Genomic DNA, 17,153 nt, shown 5'->3' with positions numbered 1-17,153 from the left:
TCTGTCGTAGTAATAATCTTGGGGATTTAAATGTTTAATCTAATAGGCAAAGCGCCCAGCTCTGCTAAGAACGACATACTGTCAGGATTGACCGTCGCTCTGGCGTTGGTACCTGAAGCTGTCGCATTTGCGTTTGTCGCACATGTCGACCCATTAGTCGGCTTATACGCCGCGTTCATCGTGGGCTTGATCACGTCTATTTTTGGTGGTCGTCCAGGTATGATATCTGGTGCAACCGGTGCGCTTGCCGTCGTTATGGTGAGCCTGGTGATTGAACATGGTGTCGAATACCTGTTTGCGACAGTGTTGCTGATGGGGGTCTTACAGATCCTCGCAGGCGTATTTAAGCTTGGTAAGTTCATTCGTATGGTACCGCACCCGGTGATGCTCGGCTTCGTAAATGGCCTGGCCATCGTGATTTTCCTGGCTCAGCTTGGCCAGTTTAAGGTGATGGATGGAACTGGCACATTACAGTGGATGCAAGGACAGCAGCTTTATATCATGGCTGGTCTGGTAGCGTTGACGATGGCAATCATCCACTTTCTACCAAAACTAACAACGGCGGTACCGTCAAGCCTGGCAGCAATCCTGGTGGTTACTGGTTTGGTGATTGGACTCGACCTGGATACGCGTAACGTTCTGGATTACCTCAAAGATATGAGTGGCAATGTGAATGCTACTATTGCAGGCGGCTTCCCTGAATTCCATATCCCTCAGGTGCCGTGGACATGGGAAACTTTCATGATTATTTTCCCATATGCACTGATCCTTGCCGCGATTGGTCTGATTGAATCATTACTGACCCTGACCTTGATCGACGAGATCACTGAAACACGTGGCCATTCGAACAGAGAGTGTATTGGCCAGGGCGCTGCAAACATGACCTGTGGTGTATTCGGTGCAATGGGTGGCTGTGCAATGATTGGTCAGTCAATGATCAACATTAATTCAGGTGGTCGTAGCCGTCTGTCTGGTATTACCGCTGCCATATTACTACTTGCCTTTATCTTGTTTGCTGCCAGCCTAATCGAAATGATCCCACTGGCTGCTTTGGTTGGTGTGATGTTTATGGTTGTACTGGGTACTTTTGAGTGGTCCAGCTTCCGCCTGATGAAGCGCATTCCAAAGAGCGACGCGTTTGTAATTGTCCTGGTATCTGGTGTCACAGTGGTGACCGACCTCGCTATCGCAGTCTGTGTTGGTGTGATTGTCTCAGCGCTGGTTTTCGCCTGGGAGCACGCTAAACACATCTATACCAGCAATTACATTGATGAGCAGGGCTCAAAAGTGTATGAGTTACATGGCCCATTATTCTTTGGCTCTGTGAAGAATTTTGCTGAGTTGTTTGATGTGGCAAATGATCCGGCTGATGTGATCATTGAGTTCAAACATAGCCGAGTTGCCGACCACAGTGCAATTGAAGCCATTGATGCGCTTGCAGAAAAGTACACTAAGGCCGGAAAGAAATTGCATTTGCGTCACCTGAGTCAGGATTGCCAGCAGTTATTGGCAAAAGCGGCAGATTTGGTGGAAGTGAATGTGATAGAAGATCCAAAATACAAAGTTGCATCGGATAAACTGGCGTAACTTTATTTTAAGAAGCCCCTTTTGAGGGGCTTCTTCTTTTTATAGTCGAGCTATTCACGTTTTAAAGTGTCAACAGGGCGACTTCGCACTGCTTTCAAAGCCACCACCTGGACGGTTACCCCTGCCATTGCCAAACAGGCAAGTGAACTCATAACAAAGGCACTCGTAGGTAATTCAATTCGATAGATATACTGATTCAGCCAGTCGCCGAGTAAAATAAACGCGATCGGTAATGCGACAAGCGTTGCAAACAGTACCAGAATGCCAAAACGTAATTGGAACAACGCATAAATTTGCCAGTTTTTTGCGCCCATGATTTGCCGTATAGCTATTTCCTTTAGGCTTTGTGATAAGGTAAAAGCAGCCACTGCGTATAACCCAGCAACAGACATGACCAGTGCGATCAGTGTAAATAGCTCAAGTAATTGCAGGTGCTGTGTCTGATTATGATATTGCGCATCAAATAAGCCTGACAACCACTCATACTTAAAGGCTCTGTTGCTGTCTAACGCGAGCCAAGTCTGTTCCAGCTGTTGAAGCACATCTTGATTGAATCCGGATTTCAGCCTGATTGCTATCCACCGAAGTGCCATGTCTTCAGGACTTTCTGACAAAACATATATCATAGGAGGTACACGCTGGCTGGCGTCTACATGATGGGTGTCTTCGACAACGCCGATGACCTGATGGCGATGTAACCCTTCGCTGGCACTGCCGAGTGTCAAAAAGCGGCCTATGATTTCGTTGGGATCAGCGTCTAGCTTGGCTGCCAGCGTTGCATTGATTATTAAGTTTCCGCGGGTATTCCCTGTATTCTGGTTATCCTCAAAGTAGGGATCTCCGGGGAACTGACGTTGAAAAACCCGGCCGCTCAGAAGCGTAATACCCATCGTCCTGAAATAGTCATAGCTAACCGGGTTATTACCAACCCATATCTCATTACCGGGCGTTTCTTGCGTTCTTACAATCGCTGATGTACGTGTCGCTTTGGTAGGGATAGTATGTGACATGCTCAGGGAGGCAACATCAGCAAATCTTGACACCTGACGCTTGAAGTCCTGATAGACAGCAGCACCAGGGTTGATGATGAGGACATTTTCTCTGTCATAGCCTTGTGCCATTGTACTCAGGTAGTGCATCTGATGACTGACCACTGTGCTGGCGATCAACAGTAACATGGCAATGATAAATTGTATGACCATGAGAATGCGGCGAAACAGTACTCCTCCTTTTCCTGCATCTATTACTCCCTTGAGTACCAAAGCGGCGTTCATGCGGCTAAGAAATAGAGCAGGATAGCCTCCCGCAAGAAGCGTAACGCATAATAAAGTGAGTATTAGCGTGAGGATATGTTTGAAGGAGAGGGTGAGTGCAATTTGCGACCCCATCAGTTGATTAAATGCGCCTAATAGCATCGCGGTCAAAGCGAGTGCCGCTCCAAGGGCAAATAGAGTGATAAATAAGGATTCAATCAAATAGTGCAAAGCCAGCTGGTTTGGACTCGCTCCGAGTGCTTTTTTTATTCCTACTTCTCTTGCGCGCCGTAAAGAAGTAGCGGTGGCCAAATTGGTGAAGTTTATACAGGCCAGCACCAATAACATAAAAGATATCAGCACAAAGGTGTCTACCATCTCACGACTGCCCGGAGGGATCAGGCTGCGCGTCGCAGTAGCGTTTAGGTAGACATCCAGCAAGGGCTCGAGCATGACTCGGTAACGCTTATAAGATGATAACCCTTCAACGCGTTGCTGATAATAGTCACTAATACTTGCAGTCAGTGACTTTATTGCTGTTGCTTGTGTGACTTTTGCAAATGTGATGGTCGCATTGAAGTTCCACAATGTTCGCCAGCGCTCATTTGGCAGCTGTTGAAAATAGTTCTGGATAGGTAAGATTATCTCGCGTGGGATGGTGGATGGGGCAGCTGAATACTTTATTATCGCGGCTACCTGATAGGATTTACCGTTAATGTCAAGCTGTTCACCAATAAACTGAGTACTGCGCGAAAAGTACTTCCGCGCTTGTGCTTCATGTAATACCACTTTATCTGGTGCCTGGAGTGCCGTGTGAACATCTCCTTCAATCAGGCTGTAGTCAAAAAATGAGAAAAAGTTCTCATCAACGAAAAGTGCACGCTCAGCAAATACACCAGATGAATTTCTGACGGATATCGTACTGACCGAAATACGAGTTGTGTCTGTGATCTCCGGGAAGTTACTGGTAAGTTCCTCTGCAAGCCGAAGTGGAGTTAGCGTTTGAGGTCGATTATCATCTCTAAGCAGATTAATCCGGTAAATATTGTCTGCATCTTTGAAGTGTGAATTAAAACTATGTTGATGAGCGACATACAGTTGGATCAACATAAAACAGGTCAGGCCGATGATTAAGCTGAGTAGTTGGATGACCGTCGTGCGTTTGCTACGTAGCATATTACGCCATGTCATGGTAAATAAAAGACTAATCACTTAATGCCTCCTGTTTGCTCAATGTGCGTTGAGCAGAAACCGGGCTGTCTTGCTGTATTTTGCCATCCATAAGTCGAACAACCCGAGTGCCGTACTGAACTTGCTCCTGAGCATGCGTCACCATAATAATGGTTGTTCCCATCATGTTGAGTTGGTGAAGTATTTTCATGACTTGTGTTGAGTTTTTGGAATCGAGATTGCCCGTTGGTTCATCGGCCAAAATCAAATCTGGCTGAGTGACTATTGCGCGTGCAATCGCAACTCGTTGTTGCTGGCCTCCTGAGAGCTTAGCTGGCAAGTGAGTACGGCGATGAGCGATATCCAAGCGGTGAAGTACCTCTTCAACTCGGGCGGCTCGTTGTGCTTTATTGAGTTGCTGATAATGTAGTGGCAGTGCGATATTTTGCTCTACAGTGAGTTCGTCTATCAGGTTGAAACTCTGAAAAATAAACCCAATGTGTTTTTTCCTCAATTGTGCCTTTGTTGATGAAGATGCAGAAGCTAACTCAGTACCTTTGAACACAAAGCTGCCTTCATCAATGTCATCCAGCATGCCCAGAATATTGAGCAAAGATGACTTACCGCAACCTGATGGTCCTAAAATCGTGATGAATTCACCTTGGCTGACCGATAGGGAGAGCTTATCCAGCGCGACGGTCTCGATATGTTCCGCAATAAATGAGCGGCTGACATTATTCAATATGATCATGATTGTTTTACCTTAAGGGATGAGAGTAAGGTGCTCTGCGTCAGCAAAGCGGTTATATGAAGAGGTGATCAGTCGCTCGTTGGGATTAAGGCCTGAAATGACTTCCACTTGTGCAGGGTTACGACGGCCAAGTGTGATTTGGCGTCTGGACGCACTGTGTCCACCTGGACTTACAACAAATGCCCAGGTTCCTGCGGTAGACTGAATAAACGCTCCATTATCGACGACTAGTAGAGTGTTCTCAGAACTTAGGTTTAGCTCCAGTGACAGGCTTTGTCCGAGTCTTAATGCGGGCAGTTCAGTGTGGTTTTGGACATGAAAATCAACTTTAAATCGACCGTTTTCGATACCCGGGAAAATTTTGGCTACAGTCAACGGGACGGTTGCTTGTCCAACTTTCATCATTGCAACGTGTGTCATCGAGATTTGGTCTATATAAAATTCGTCGATGTGCGCACTGATTTTGAATTTGTCGATCAGGTCGACCTGACCAAGTCGTTCACCGGGTGTTATGGATTCACCAATCCGGGCGTTCATAAATGTCAGCTGACCATCGCGTGGGGCACGGATAGTGAGTTTGTTGAGGCTGGATTGCGATATCTTAAGGTTAGATTGCAAGGTCGCAATACTTTGGGAAAGCTGGGTGAGCTGTTGTTGTTGCAATAATGCTTCTTTTTGCTGACTTTGTTTTACTGTTTCACGGTATGTCACTTGATAGTTAAGTTCATCCCTGAGTGTTTCCACTGTGCGTCGTGGCACTAAGGCTTGTTCATATAGCTTTTGTTGGCGCGCCAACTCTTTTTCCAATTTAAGAACGGCAAAATCGAGTTCAATGATGTCTCGTGCTAACGCAAGTTGGTTTTGCTCAACAGCCAGGCGCGTGTTGTGCATGTCGTTAATCTGCTCGGATACTTCTGCTTCGCGAGCCAACACCCTGAGTTGCAGGTCCGTGTTACTGAGCTTGAGCAATGGCTGCCCCTGAGTAACTCGCTCACCTTCCTGAACGTACAAGGCGTCAACACGTCCGCCATCGATTGCATCTATGAAGACGGTATCTTGTGGTTCCACAACACCACGCAATGGCAGGTAGTGAGTAAAGTTGGTGCGGTGTGCCGTACTGAATTCAAGTGTGTTTTGACTGACGTTATAGGTTTTCCCTGACGTTTGAAAGCGAGCACTGAACACCTGAATACTTGTAGCTGAAACCACAATAAAAGCAGTGACAAGTGAAGTAATAACGACGCGTCGTCTGCTCAATAATTTGGGTTGGATGGGTTTATCCATACTGGCTCCTGATCCTGTGAATAAAAACGCAGCTCAGTATTGTTGAGCAGCAAAGAGGAGTCAGGAACAAACTAGGAAAAGGTGTGATGGCTAGCGGAAAAGTGATGACCACTCAAAGTGGTCATAACTAAAATCAATATAATTAATGGTTTAACAGGTGGCGTGATGTTGAGGCAATATCACAATCGGAAAACGTTTTACTGTATTTTGTGTGTTCTCATGACATCTGCAGTGGTACGTTGCAGACGTGTATAGATTATTCCATGTGCTGAAAGCTGATAATCTGCATTATCAATCTGCTGCGGCCAGGTTACTTTATCTGTCGATGTGATTGGGAGGTACACATGGCTTTGATCGTCCTTTGAGCAATGTAATCCATGTTTTCCGCGTTGCAGAGTAAGCTTTCGATTGGGCAGGTGCGTTGTACAATATAGTGGCAAGGCTACGGTTTCGGAGGTTGATTCTGTGTGCTTGAATACCTGACCTGTCTTACGGTGTAACAGGTAAAAAGCGTCATCGTGTTTGCTGTAGATCCCACCCATAAAGTCGGGAAAAGTAAGCTCGACTTTAAGTGTTGTCAGATCGAAACGTACCAGATGCCAGCGATTATTTCTGGTCGTGGAAAACAACAATTGATTGTTTGACTGCCAGCTGGCTCCCCTGATAGCCATATCGGTGATGGGCAGGGAGTAGGTTTCCAACGTGGTAATATTTGTGATGAGAAGCTGATTATCCCCCAAACTGAGCAAGTGATTACCATCAGGTGAAAATACGAGCTGGTAAAAGCGACCAGAGGTTTTACTGGAGGTCAGTTGAACGGGCTCCGCCAGCGGCTGAGTAATATCACCCAGGTAGACCTGGGCGTGTGTTGAGCGCTTAGAAACGAAGGCGTAATGTGATGACGTATCTGTCATCGTGGGCAGATAGTCCATAACCGATGAGTTTGCCAGTGGTTGCACTTCATTGCCTTTACTGCGCTGTAAATAGATATCCCGGTCCAAAAGATAAGATACAAAGGTAAAATCTGTCCCATTGTTTATTCTGGCTGGGTGTTTGACACGCGCCGTGTTGCTAATGACGGTTGCCAATTTATCGCCTTGCACGGTACTTTGCCACAACTCATAAGCCGGGTGTGGGGCCGGATGGATCAAGCTGCGACTGTCATGATGCCAGATGGCTGAGCGCATTAGGTAGTCAAGCTGTGCGGTTTGGGTTAGTTCTGATGAGGCGAGGTCAAGCGTGTAAATACGTGTTTTAGGCCCAAATTCACTGTTTAACATAACCAACGAACGACCGTCTGGTGCAAGGTCAAAGGCATAGTTTCCACGACCGTTGGTAATAGGTTGATTGACGATTGACTTATGTCCCTGAGTTATATCAATTTGGAAAACCTGATAGCCGAACTCTTCTGAAGTGCGGTCATTGAAATAAAGCTTTTTCCCGTCTTTTGAAAATACCAGAGCGGGCTTGCTTTTGCTGCCGCATGTGCTGAGTTTCTGCCATTGTGACTGCGTACGCAAGTGCGCCAGACGGGCCAGGTAAATGCCACACGTTTGCGGTGTATGCATGACAAATGCAAGCTGTTTACTATCTGGTGACCAACTTGGTCGACTAAACCGAGCAAGGGGGATTGATAGCTGTTGCTGATTATGTGTGCTGACATTTTCGACGATGAGTGTACTCAGCTGCTTCGTCTTTTTGACATAAGCGAGCGTTTTGAGATCTGGCGACAGACGGGGGTATAACTCCTCGCCTTGTGCTCGCGTAAATGGTTTGACTTGCTTGTTTATACTCAGCTCAGGCGACGAATACGGATAATATAGAAACACCCCTGCAATAACAGTGGCAGCCGACAAGGCAATAGCAGATAAAATAGCCCGCTTAATTCTAACTGCGCTCAAAGTAAGCTGGTGATTGACTGGATCAGCATTGTGGGTGTTTGTTGTCTGCATTGGGATCTGGTCTGTTTCTTCAAACACAGAGATCATGCGATATCCCTTGCGCGGCACTGTTAAAATGAAGTTAGGGGATTTGGGGTCATCCCCCAGTGCTTTACGCACCTTGACCAGAGTCCGGCTAATGGCGTTATCCGTTACGAGTGTACCTTGCCATACTGCATCCATTAATTCATCCTTGCTAATTACACGTTGCTGGTTGCGCGCCAGGTAGTAGAGGAGATCGTACACTTTTGGTGCCAGCGTTACTGAGATACCATTACGGATTAGGAGCTGGTTATGGGTGTCAATGATCAGGTGTTTAAATCTCAGGTATCTCAAAATAGGCTCCTGCCTGGTACTGTATGGTCTTGTTATTATCTTTGTACACGCCAACGTGTGAGTTGGTTAATTCAGATAATACGCTAGTTTTTAGGCTGACGTAAATCCAGGCCCTTTTAATGACCCCAGTTTTTTATTTTTAACCTATTAAAATATAAAGTAATAAAATATTGGTCACAGTGAAGTCACTGTTCCATCCTGAGAATTCCTTAATAAATCAGCATTACTTCATGTGTCAGTGAGCACGAGTTGATACGGTGAACGGAAGTAAAACTCAAATAAGGACCTTTATGATGTGTAAATTTCATCGTGCCCACTTTCTGATATTAGTGAAAAGGCTTGTTTTGTTGGCCTTGATGGTGACTTTCTCCTTGCCCGTTTTATCTGCAGAAGCGCGCCAAGGCAAAGTTCTGTTTATTATCTCTGGGGACGAGCACGGCTTTTGGTTACCTGAAGTTGTTGGTCCATACCGGGTGCTGCATGATGCTGGGTATGAGATTGAGCTCGCAAGTAGTACCGGCAAGCCTGGATACCCCAGAGGGCGATTGGCAGAGGCGCAATTACGCTGGCTGGATAGTTCGCCTCTTAAGCAACAGCTTAGTGAACCAAATGACATAGAAACACGCGACAGCCGGGACTATTTAGCTGTTTACTATGCGGGCGGGGCCGGACCAATGTTTGACTTGACGGCTCATGCCCATGCAAAGGTGCTTACAGAGGCCATTTATAAAGCAGGTGGTATCATAGCTGCGGATTGTCATGGCACCGTTGCCTTGCTGAACTTACAGGATGACGGTGGTCATCGGCTGATCTCGAACAGGCGTATTACAGGTAAAGCGAATAGCGAAGAGGGGTGGTTTGCCCGGACGCATTATCCGTTTTTGATTGAAGATGAGGCAAACAGACTTGGCGCGATATTTGTTGCTGCAAAAAAAGGTGAGGTGAATGTTGTGGTAGATGGCCAATTTGTAACCGGGCAGAATCCGGTGTCAGCAATACCTATGGCAGAGGCGTTATTGATCGCTTTGCGGGAGTGAGTTGATGAAATTCATCGCGTAACAGCGCATATCTGTAATCAACTACCTTTGAAGCAGAGGCTTTTTATACAATGGGGCTTCACTCGAAAATGTAGTATTTGTAGCAACTTTTGGACAAGGAAGTCTCAGATATTTGCCTGGGCGGTCAGTGGTGAATATCGTACTAACGGATTATTTGTTGTCTAATGCTGATATACCCGACTTTGCAGTGTTTGGTTGTGCCAGTGCTTGCTTGTTCAATACTCGAGTCATGGTATCGAACAGTGCCTGCATATCAATTGGCTTAGCAACGAAGTCGTCAAACCCGAGAGAGAGGTAACGGCTGACATCCTCCGGGAGTACATTGGCTGTAATGGCGATGAGTGGATTGTGATAGTCGGTGCTTTTTACCTGTTGGCAAACCTCTATACCATCCATCACAGGCATTTGAATATCAACAAAGAAGAGGTCAGGTCGAGCTTTATTAAAGCTCTCCATAGCGAGCTTACCGTTAGCCGCCATAATGAGTGTTGCATTGGTCTTTTTCATCATGGCTGAAAATATTTGCTGATTAATCAGGTTATCTTCAGCAAGCAGTACCTTAACACCGCTCAGATCTGGGACTTGAGGTTGTGTTTGTCTATCTGCGATTGCAGACTGGGTTGCGATTTTAACACTTTGCAGCGGGAGTGTGACCGTAAACTGACTGCCATCCCCTGCAACACTTGTGACTTTTACCTCACCTTGCATGAGCTCCACTAGCTGTTTGACAATAGCCAGTCCCAGTCCTGAGCCGCCGTATTTTCGAGTGGTTGAATTGTCGGCCTGATGAAAATGTTTAAACAAATTGGAAAGCTGGGTGGGAGTCATACCAATTCCGCTATCGCAGACCTCTATCGCGAGTCCATTGTCGTCACCTTGCACTCTCAAAGTTACCTGGCCTTGCTCTGTGAACTTGATTGCATTTGATAGCAGGTTACGAAGGATTTGTTTTAGCCGCAGAGGGTCGGCAAGTTTGATTGATAAGTGCGCTTGCAACTGTGAGTCCAGTTTCAGCGCAACCTGTTTGTCACGGGCCACGTGTTGGTACTCCTGAATGACTTCCCGACATAACTGCGGAATGTCCACAGCCAGAACCTCGATTGTGAGTTTGCCAGCTTCCATTTTAGAAAAGTCGAGTATGTCATTCACCAGACCGAGTAAGGTTTGTGAAGAGGTATAGCCTTGTTCAATCAGGGAGCGCTCTTGCACACGAAGATCTTCTTGTCTCAGAAGCTGAAAAACGCCCAGAATCGCATTCATTGGGGTGCGAATCTCGTGGCTCATGGTGGCAAGAAATTGTGCTTTGGCCAGCTCCGATTGCTCGGCTCGCACTTTCTCCTGCTTAAGTTGTGTGACCTGTGTATTGACGGTGTCGACCAGCTTGTTAAGGGTCTTTTGCAGTGTTTTTAGCTCTTCATATTCGAGGTTTGCATTATTCTGCTCATAGTTACCTGATGTCAGAGACATGCAGTATTTATCAAGCTGCTTCATGGGAGTCGTGACTTTACGGCTGACGTAGGCGAGGTACCAGAAAAGTATGATCAACACGCCTAATGCCAGCATTGCGCTTCTGATGATAGCGTACAGGATTTCCTGAGTATAAGCGCTGTGCTGATGGGACAGCGATAGCGATAAATTCAGGCCTTCTGTATCACGTTCATAAATGGGGTAGGTTGCATTGAGTCCTGCGTCGACATCATGCCCTTTATGAAACCACATTTGCTGATCTGAAAAGGTTGTCAGTGATTCATAGTCAGCCAGTTCAATCGCCAACTGACTAACATCCAATTCAAAGTACAGCACGCCGGTATAACGAAATGGGTCGATGAGAGAGGGTAAGGTCTGCCGTAACGGCACGGCAATAAACAGTGTTCCTTCGTGGGCCGATTTAACGTTGAGCTCTGCGTTGCTGATCAATAGCTTTCTTACCATCAACTCGCGTGCACTTTCGTTAATAACAGAGGTGGTATGTTCAATGATAGAAGGAGTTGCCCAGTGCAAGGTATAAAGGGGGTAACCCTCAACAATGTAAGGAGAGCCATCACTGATCATCACACTTTTGACCAATGGAGATTTAGATACCAGCTCTCGGATCTCCTTAAGCGCGTATTGTGTATACAAAAGGTTTAAAGGCAACTCTGCCAGGATCCGGTGGTCGCTGTAGTGTGCGACCTGAAATGTCAGTTCGGCCAGTCTGTTTTTTATGTCCAAAGACAGGCTGGTTGCGCGTTGTGCAACGGTATCTGATGCGATTTTATTGGCTTGTGTCCAGGCGCTATAGGCGAAATGGGCCAGGGCAATGGTTAACAAGACCAGGACCATAGTGCCGACTTTAAGCTGTAATTCACTGACCAGGTTTTTTTTCTTGCTCATAGCTAATCGACTTTTCTACGATATGTTGCATGAAATGGGCGGCCTGTTGCTCATCCAGTACGCCAGCAAGGTGGCGTGTCAGGCCTTTCAACATGGCTTCCCACACAAAAGCCATTTGTGCTTCGTTGGGCATCGGCTCTGTGTATTCCAGTGTTGTGATAAGCGCCTCAACCTGGGTAATGCCTTGTATTTTTAACGTGTCTAATGCGCGCTTATCGACAGGTAGAGCATTAATTGACGACCAAAAGTTGGTTTGTACCGGTAGGGATTGTAAGAATTCAGATAAGCGTTTAAGTTCTGCACTTTTGGGGCCCGACAGGGCATTATTGGGAAAGGCCATGACATGTGATGAAAAGTAGGAGCGCATAGGTGCATCACCCAGGCTGGGCAATTGTGCGACCCCTAATTTGTCCGCAAAATGCTCGGAGAAGCGCTGGAACATCCAGGAGCCATTGATGGTATAGGCAACCTCGCCAGCCAAAAATCGATTAACCGTGCATTCGTAGTTACACTCTACGTCAAGCCAGTTTTCTTCTTTGAGCGACTTATACCAACGCAGAGCGCGAATCATCGCTGGTGTGTCCAGGTTCACATGACCATTCAAAATCAGTGGCGTACCAAAGGTGCCCAGAAATGCCCTAAACCAGTACATCTCGTAATAATTCCAGCTTATCTCAACCCCCTGGGCTTGCTGCTGTGCGCGGAGTTGTTGCCAGCTTTTAGCAGGTTGGCTCACCAGCGTCCTGTTGTAATACAGCATCAGGTGATTGCCAAAAACAATAGGTACGCCAAGTGTCGTGCCGTTGGCTTTGATGTTGGATTTTACTTGTTCTATCAGGTGTGTGGACAGCCAGTTCTCAGGCACTTCGGATAAGTTGAGTGCTGTCAGTCCCATGTAATCCGCAGGAACTATGATGCCGTCCGGCAACGCATTATTACTGGCACGGAGCAATAATTCCGATTTGAGTGTGTTATTTTCAAATTCAACTACCTTAACTTGGATACCAGTTTTTCTGGTGAATTCGGCAAACAGGGGCTTAAAGTCATAATTTTCCAATCCGATGGCAATGGTCAACGATTGTTGTGGTTTTTGACTGGTATATCCCAAACTACTGAACAGGCTCGTCATCAGCATGAGTAAAAGAGTCAAACTTAACCTGCCAGACATGGCCTTCCTTAGTGAGTGATAATCTATTTAATGTATAGCAAATTCTATGGCCAGGGCAAACTGAGGTGTGCCAAGACCAATTAGAATTGATGACGTGTCATGATAGCGAACGGTTATGACAACTATGAGATAGGCCGCTGCGATATAGAGTGACGTAAAGGTCAGTCAAAACCAGCAGACTCAGAAGCAGTTGAATTTAAAAGGTAGTACGACTTTTGCGATTGCGACAATATACAGGCTTAAAGGATGCTGATTAAGAAGGGCGTGATTTAATGTCGTGTGATTGTTTATATGTGAAGGAGTAAGGGAATATGAGAAGTTGGTCGGGTCGAGCGGATTCGAACTGCTGATAGGACCGGGTCATAGAGAGTGGTGGTGTTCTAACCAACTGAGCTACGGTGGTAAAATAGTAGGCGCGTTAAAAATTAACCAAGAGGGAATAATTGGTACAACCGAGTGGATCTGAATCACTGACCACTGGACCGGGTCATAGAGAGTGGTGGTGCTCTAACCAACTGAGCTACGGTCGTACAATAGTAGACGTTTTGAAAATTAACCAAAAAAGGTTAATTGGTACGACCGAGTGGATCTGAATCACTGACCACTGGACCGGGTCATAGAGTGTGGTGGTGCTCTAACCAACTGAGCTACGGTCGTACAATAGTAGACGTTTTGAAAATTAACCAAAAAAGGTTAATTGGTACAACCGAGTGGATCTGAATCACTGACCACTGGAACGGGTCATAGAGAGTGGTGGTGCTCTAACCGACTGAGCTACGGTTGTGCAATAGTAGGCACGTTAAAAATTAACCAAGAGGGAATAATTGGTACGACCGAGAGGTTCTGAATCACTGACCACTGGACCGGGTCATAGAGAGTGGTGGTGCTCTAACCAACTGAGCTACGGTCGTACAATAGTAGACGTTTTGAAAATTAACCAAAAAAGGTTAATTGGTACGACCGAGTGGATCTGAATCACTGACCACTGGACCGGGTCATAGAGAGTGGTGGTGCTCTAACCGACTGAGCTACGGTGGTAAAATAGTAGGCGAGTTAAAAATTAACCAATATGGCAAGATGAAATAATTGGTACGACCGAGTGGATTCGAACCACCGACCCCCACCATGTCAAGGTGGTGCTCTAACCAACTGAGCTACGGTCGTACAATAGTAGACGTTTTGAAAATTAACCAAAAAAGGTTAATTGGTACAACCGAGTGCATCTGAATCACTGACCACTGGACCGGGTCATAGAGAGTGGTGGTGCTCTAACCGACTGAGCTACGGTTGTGCAATAGTAGGCACGTTAAAAATTAACCAAGAGGGAATAATTGGTACGACCGAGAGGTTCTGAATCACTGACCACTGGACCGGGTCATAGAGAGTGGTGGTGCTCTAACCGACTGAGCTACGGTGGTAAAATAGTAGGCGAGTTAAAAATTAACCAATATGGCAAGATGAAATAATTGGTACGACCGAGTGGATTCGAACCACCGACCCCCACCATGTCAAGGTGGTGCTCTAACCAACTGAGCTACGGTCGTACAATAGTAGACGTTTTGAAAATTAACCAAAAAAGGTTAATTGGTACGACCGAGTGGATTCGAACCACCGACCCCCACCATGTCAAGGTGGTGCTCTAACCAACTGAGCTACGGTCGTACAATAATAAACGCTTTAAAATTAATCTAGAAAGATTAATTGGTACGACCGAGTGGATTCGAACCACCGACCCCCACCATGTCAAGGTGGTGCTCTAACCAACTGAGCTACGGTCGTACAATGTTGAGCAACTATGACTGTTTTGTTGCATTACGTCACTTGCCAACGGCCGCTAATATATAGCGAGCGTTCGAAGGGATCAAGTAAATTTGCTAAATTAATGTTTGTTTGCACTTTTTTCGCTCATACCGGTGCAACTTTACACACTTTGTAGAAGCCTTGCCACCATTGTGCATGCCGCCTGCTTGATGACTTCAACTCTGTCATCAGGGCCGCTGCATGATCCGGGTATAACGGGTGAGGTATAGCTTGTGAAATTTGAGCGAACGAGTTACTCAGTTCCTGTAACTGATTACTGAGCTGAGACTGGTATGGTTGCAATTGCGAAATAGCATATTTGTTGAAAATATTATGCAACACCTGAGCCTTTTTCTTGTTTTTACCTTCAGGACAAATCGTTTTTTCCAGCTCTATTTGCGACAGCCATGTCGTTAGTTTTTGGTTCCAGCTAATTTGTCTACGCGCACTGGTCATTAAAGTTTGGATATAGCTGTTATTGTGTAATTTACTTAAGGCAGGCGTTATTTTCTGTGGGTCAATGTTTTCAGGGGTAAGTAAACTGTTTGCTATGGACGCAAGCACAGCCAGGCCCTCATTGGCCTGGATCTCATTGTCTGTGCCTCGCTTGTTAGTTTCTTCAAATGTCAGTCGGTTAAATTGGTTTAGTTCGGGCTCTGCTGAGAGCATAAATGCGAAATACTGAGGCAGCGCTGTGCGCTTTTCTTCGGCTGCCTGACGAAGAATGTTTTTGACTTCCTGATCCTGAGTTTTGCTATCCTGAATACAGCGTTCAGCCAGCTGTATAAAGCGAACTTGATACTTGAATACCTCGCTGGGGACGGCCAGTTTACCGAGTTGGTTATTGTGTCGTGCTACGTCCTGGGCCAGCGCACAATGTCCCAGGTTGGCTAGCTGCAATACAGAGAGCTTAAACGAGGCTTCAGGCCTGGTGGCTGTGTATTTGGCGATAGGGGATAGTTTGTCAATGCTGGGCGGAGGGATGTCCAGCACATTGGCCAGCCTGTTGGCATATTCCTGGTTGATGTCACTGGCAGTGGGTGCACAGGCCACTGCCAGTAGCAGGCTAAACAGGATCGGGGCGTAACGTATCAAGCCGTTTCCTCACAAAATAAAGAAGTAGTATAGCGGCGCAAGTCAAACCGACGATAATGCCGACCCAGAACCCTCTGGCACCCATGGCCGATGTCAGTATGTCGGTTTTTGCCAGCACAAAACCGAGGCTGAACCCAATCAGCCAGTAAGACACAAAGGTGACAATGGTGATGGGGCTGGTGTACTTCAATCCACGCAATACACCATTGGCAGCAACCTGCAAAGCATCTGGCAGTTGATAAATACATGCCAGCACGATTATCCCAGAGGCCAGTAACGCCACTTCGGTATTTTGAGTATATACCCAGGCAATCTCATTTCGGATCACGTAGGTAAAGGCCGCAACAATCACTGATACTACCACGGCACAGACAAAGCTGGTGTAGACCGAATTTACCAGTTTGGGGTAATTGCCTTCTCCTGACAAAGTTCCGATACGTATTGCAATCGCCATAGAAAGGCTAAGAGGGAGCATAAACAGAATGGTGGTTACGCTGGCTGCTATTTGGTGTCCGGATACTGCGATGGCTCCGAGATCTGCAATGAATAGGGGAATACAGGCAAATAAGGTCACTTCAAAAAACGTTGCGAGACAAATGGGTAGGCCAAGTTTGACTATTTGAAACAAAGTTGCAGCATGCGGCCGTGCGAAGGCTGTGATCAACCAGTGTCCATCGAGATATTTATTGTTGAAGCTATAAATCAACTGCGCGATGGCCATGACCCAAAATACTAAGGTTGTTGCGAGTCCACACCCCGCGCTGCCCAGTGCAGGCATGCCAAACTTGCCATAGATAAATACATAGTTGGCAAAGACATTGACGACCAGTCCAAGCAAACTAATGTACAAAGCTGCTTTTGTGTTACCAACGCCTTCTGTGACATTACGATAGACAGAAAACAATAAAAAAGCAGGTAATCCCCATTTTACAAAATCAATATACTGTTGTGCTAAGTCTGTGATAGCACTCGCTGCCCCGATACGTGCAAAGACCAAAGGAGTAAAGGCACTGGCAATAAAACCAAGTGAAGAGAGTATTAATGCAAGGTAGATACCCTGCTGAAAGTAGGTTTTAATACCGTCTCGTTGTTTGGCCCCATCGCAGTAAGCAACCATACTGGTGATTGCCAACAGAATACCCTGTAAAGAAAAGGTCATTGGGTTCCAGGTGCCGGTTGCAATTGACAGTGCAGCGAGATCTTCGGCACTGACTTGCCCCGCCATCATAGTGTCGACAACCGACATAAGTACCAGCGTGATTTGGGCAAAAAAGACAGGGGTGGCAAGACGCACCAGGCGCTTTGCTTCCCATAAAGCAAATTTCATACTGAGTCTGG

The 17,153-nt window shown here is 46.3% G+C and carries 10 protein-coding genes and 9 tRNA genes; 2 read left to right on the top strand and 17 right to left on the bottom strand.

What is annotated here, in order from left to right; all coding sequences use genetic code 11:
- Nucleotides 1-30: 30 nt before the first annotated feature.
- Nucleotides 31-1,587 carry a SulP family inorganic anion transporter gene (locus CWC22_RS10595; protein WP_125559748.1) on the top strand — a complete coding sequence of 519 codons (1,557 nt, stop codon included), beginning with the start codon at nucleotides 31-33 and terminating at the stop codon, nucleotides 1,585-1,587.
- Between the two features lie 50 nt (nucleotides 1,588-1,637).
- On the opposite strand, the gene CWC22_RS10590 is transcribed toward CWC22_RS10595, so the two are convergent.
- The 4 genes from CWC22_RS10590 to CWC22_RS10575 form a co-directional block, all read right to left on the bottom strand.
- Entirely contained in the window at nucleotides 1,638-4,052 is a 2,415-nt protein-coding gene (locus tag CWC22_RS10590) for an ABC transporter permease (protein ID WP_138539208.1), read from the bottom strand.
- A complete protein-coding gene (locus CWC22_RS10585; protein WP_138539209.1) occupies nucleotides 4,045-4,761 on the bottom strand; it encodes an ABC transporter ATP-binding protein in 717 nt (238 codons plus the stop codon). The genes CWC22_RS10590 and CWC22_RS10585 overlap by 8 nt, the downstream gene beginning before the upstream one ends.
- 12 nt (nucleotides 4,762-4,773) lie before the next feature.
- Nucleotides 4,774-6,045, bottom strand: coding sequence for an efflux RND transporter periplasmic adaptor subunit (locus CWC22_RS10580; RefSeq protein ID WP_138539210.1), 1,272 nt, complete (start codon nucleotides 6,043-6,045; stop codon nucleotides 4,774-4,776).
- Between the two features lie 197 nt (nucleotides 6,046-6,242).
- Nucleotides 6,243-8,321, bottom strand: a complete 2,079-nt coding sequence (locus tag CWC22_RS10575) for a winged helix-turn-helix domain-containing protein (RefSeq protein ID WP_171045126.1) — start codon at nucleotides 8,319-8,321, stop codon at nucleotides 6,243-6,245.
- Nucleotides 8,322-8,611: 290 nt separating this feature from the next.
- Here CWC22_RS10575 and CWC22_RS10570 point away from each other — a divergent pair, with 290 nt between their 5' ends.
- The gene (locus CWC22_RS10570) at nucleotides 8,612-9,358 is read left to right on the top strand and encodes a type 1 glutamine amidotransferase domain-containing protein (RefSeq protein WP_138539212.1); all 747 of its coding nucleotides are present in this window, start codon (nucleotides 8,612-8,614) and stop codon (nucleotides 9,356-9,358) included.
- Between the two features lie 171 nt (nucleotides 9,359-9,529).
- On the opposite strand, the gene CWC22_RS10565 is transcribed toward CWC22_RS10570, so the two are convergent.
- The 13 genes from CWC22_RS10565 to CWC22_RS10505 form a co-directional block, all read right to left on the bottom strand.
- Complete coding sequence (locus CWC22_RS10565; protein ID WP_138539213.1) at nucleotides 9,530-11,752, bottom strand: ATP-binding protein; 2,223 nt, start codon at nucleotides 11,750-11,752, stop codon at nucleotides 9,530-9,532.
- Nucleotides 11,724-12,920, bottom strand: coding sequence for a sugar ABC transporter substrate-binding protein (locus tag CWC22_RS10560; RefSeq protein ID WP_125559744.1), 1,197 nt, complete (start codon nucleotides 12,918-12,920; stop codon nucleotides 11,724-11,726). Before CWC22_RS10560 ends, CWC22_RS10565 begins: the two co-directional genes overlap by 29 nt.
- Before the next feature lie 444 nt (nucleotides 12,921-13,364).
- Nucleotides 13,365-13,450, bottom strand: a tRNA-OTHER gene (locus tag CWC22_RS10555).
- Nucleotides 13,451-13,491: 41 nt separating this feature from the next.
- Nucleotides 13,492-13,577: transfer RNA gene (locus CWC22_RS10550), tRNA-OTHER, on the bottom strand.
- A 41-nt stretch (nucleotides 13,578-13,618) separates the two neighbouring features.
- A tRNA-OTHER gene (locus CWC22_RS10545) sits at nucleotides 13,619-13,704 on the bottom strand.
- 41 nt (nucleotides 13,705-13,745) lie between these two features.
- Nucleotides 13,746-13,831 (bottom strand) — tRNA-OTHER (locus CWC22_RS10540).
- A gap of 176 nt (nucleotides 13,832-14,007) precedes the next feature.
- Nucleotides 14,008-14,084 (bottom strand) — tRNA-Val (locus CWC22_RS10535).
- Between the two features lie 41 nt (nucleotides 14,085-14,125).
- Nucleotides 14,126-14,211, bottom strand: a tRNA-OTHER gene (locus tag CWC22_RS10530).
- Between the two features lie 176 nt (nucleotides 14,212-14,387).
- Nucleotides 14,388-14,464 (bottom strand) — tRNA-Val (locus CWC22_RS10525).
- 41 nt (nucleotides 14,465-14,505) lie between these two features.
- Nucleotides 14,506-14,582, bottom strand: a tRNA-Val gene (locus CWC22_RS10520).
- Nucleotides 14,583-14,622: 40 nt separating this feature from the next.
- Nucleotides 14,623-14,699 (bottom strand) — tRNA-Val (locus CWC22_RS10515).
- 126 nt (nucleotides 14,700-14,825) lie between these two features.
- Complete coding sequence (locus CWC22_RS10510) at nucleotides 14,826-15,815, bottom strand: DUF3080 family protein (protein WP_138536043.1); 990 nt, start codon at nucleotides 15,813-15,815, stop codon at nucleotides 14,826-14,828.
- Nucleotides 15,787-17,142 carry an MATE family efflux transporter gene (locus CWC22_RS10505; protein ID WP_125559740.1) on the bottom strand — a complete coding sequence of 452 codons (1,356 nt, stop codon included), beginning with the start codon at nucleotides 17,140-17,142 and terminating at the stop codon, nucleotides 15,787-15,789. Before CWC22_RS10505 ends, CWC22_RS10510 begins: the two co-directional genes overlap by 29 nt.
- Nucleotides 17,143-17,153: the final 11 nt, after the last annotated feature.

It is taken from the genome of Pseudoalteromonas rubra, assembly GCF_005886805.2.
Taxonomy (GTDB): domain Bacteria; phylum Pseudomonadota; class Gammaproteobacteria; order Enterobacterales; family Alteromonadaceae; genus Pseudoalteromonas; species Pseudoalteromonas rubra_D.
The sequence above is the reverse complement of the archived record's forward strand: the minus strand, read 5'-3'. Positions and strand labels throughout refer to the sequence as shown.

What these genes read in the sequence shown, in the direction of transcription:
- CWC22_RS10595 (WP_125559748.1), top strand. Translation starts at nt 31, where the DNA reads ATGTTTAATCTAATAGGCAAAGCGCCCAGCTCTGCTAAGAACGACATA.
- CWC22_RS10585 (WP_138539209.1), bottom strand. Translation starts at nt 4,761, where the DNA reads ATGATCATATTGAATAATGTCAGCCGCTCATTTATTGCGGAACATATC.
- CWC22_RS10580 (WP_138539210.1), bottom strand. Translation starts at nt 6,045, where the DNA reads ATGGATAAACCCATCCAACCCAAATTATTGAGCAGACGACGCGTCGTT.
- CWC22_RS10570 (WP_138539212.1), top strand. Translation starts at nt 8,612, where the DNA reads ATGATGTGTAAATTTCATCGTGCCCACTTTCTGATATTAGTGAAAAGG.
- CWC22_RS10565 (WP_138539213.1), bottom strand. Translation starts at nt 11,752, where the DNA reads ATGAGCAAGAAAAAAAACCTGGTCAGTGAATTACAGCTTAAAGTCGGC.
- CWC22_RS10560 (WP_125559744.1), bottom strand. Translation starts at nt 12,920, where the DNA reads ATGTCTGGCAGGTTAAGTTTGACTCTTTTACTCATGCTGATGACGAGC.
- CWC22_RS10505 (WP_125559740.1), bottom strand. Translation starts at nt 17,142, where the DNA reads ATGAAATTTGCTTTATGGGAAGCAAAGCGCCTGGTGCGTCTTGCCACC.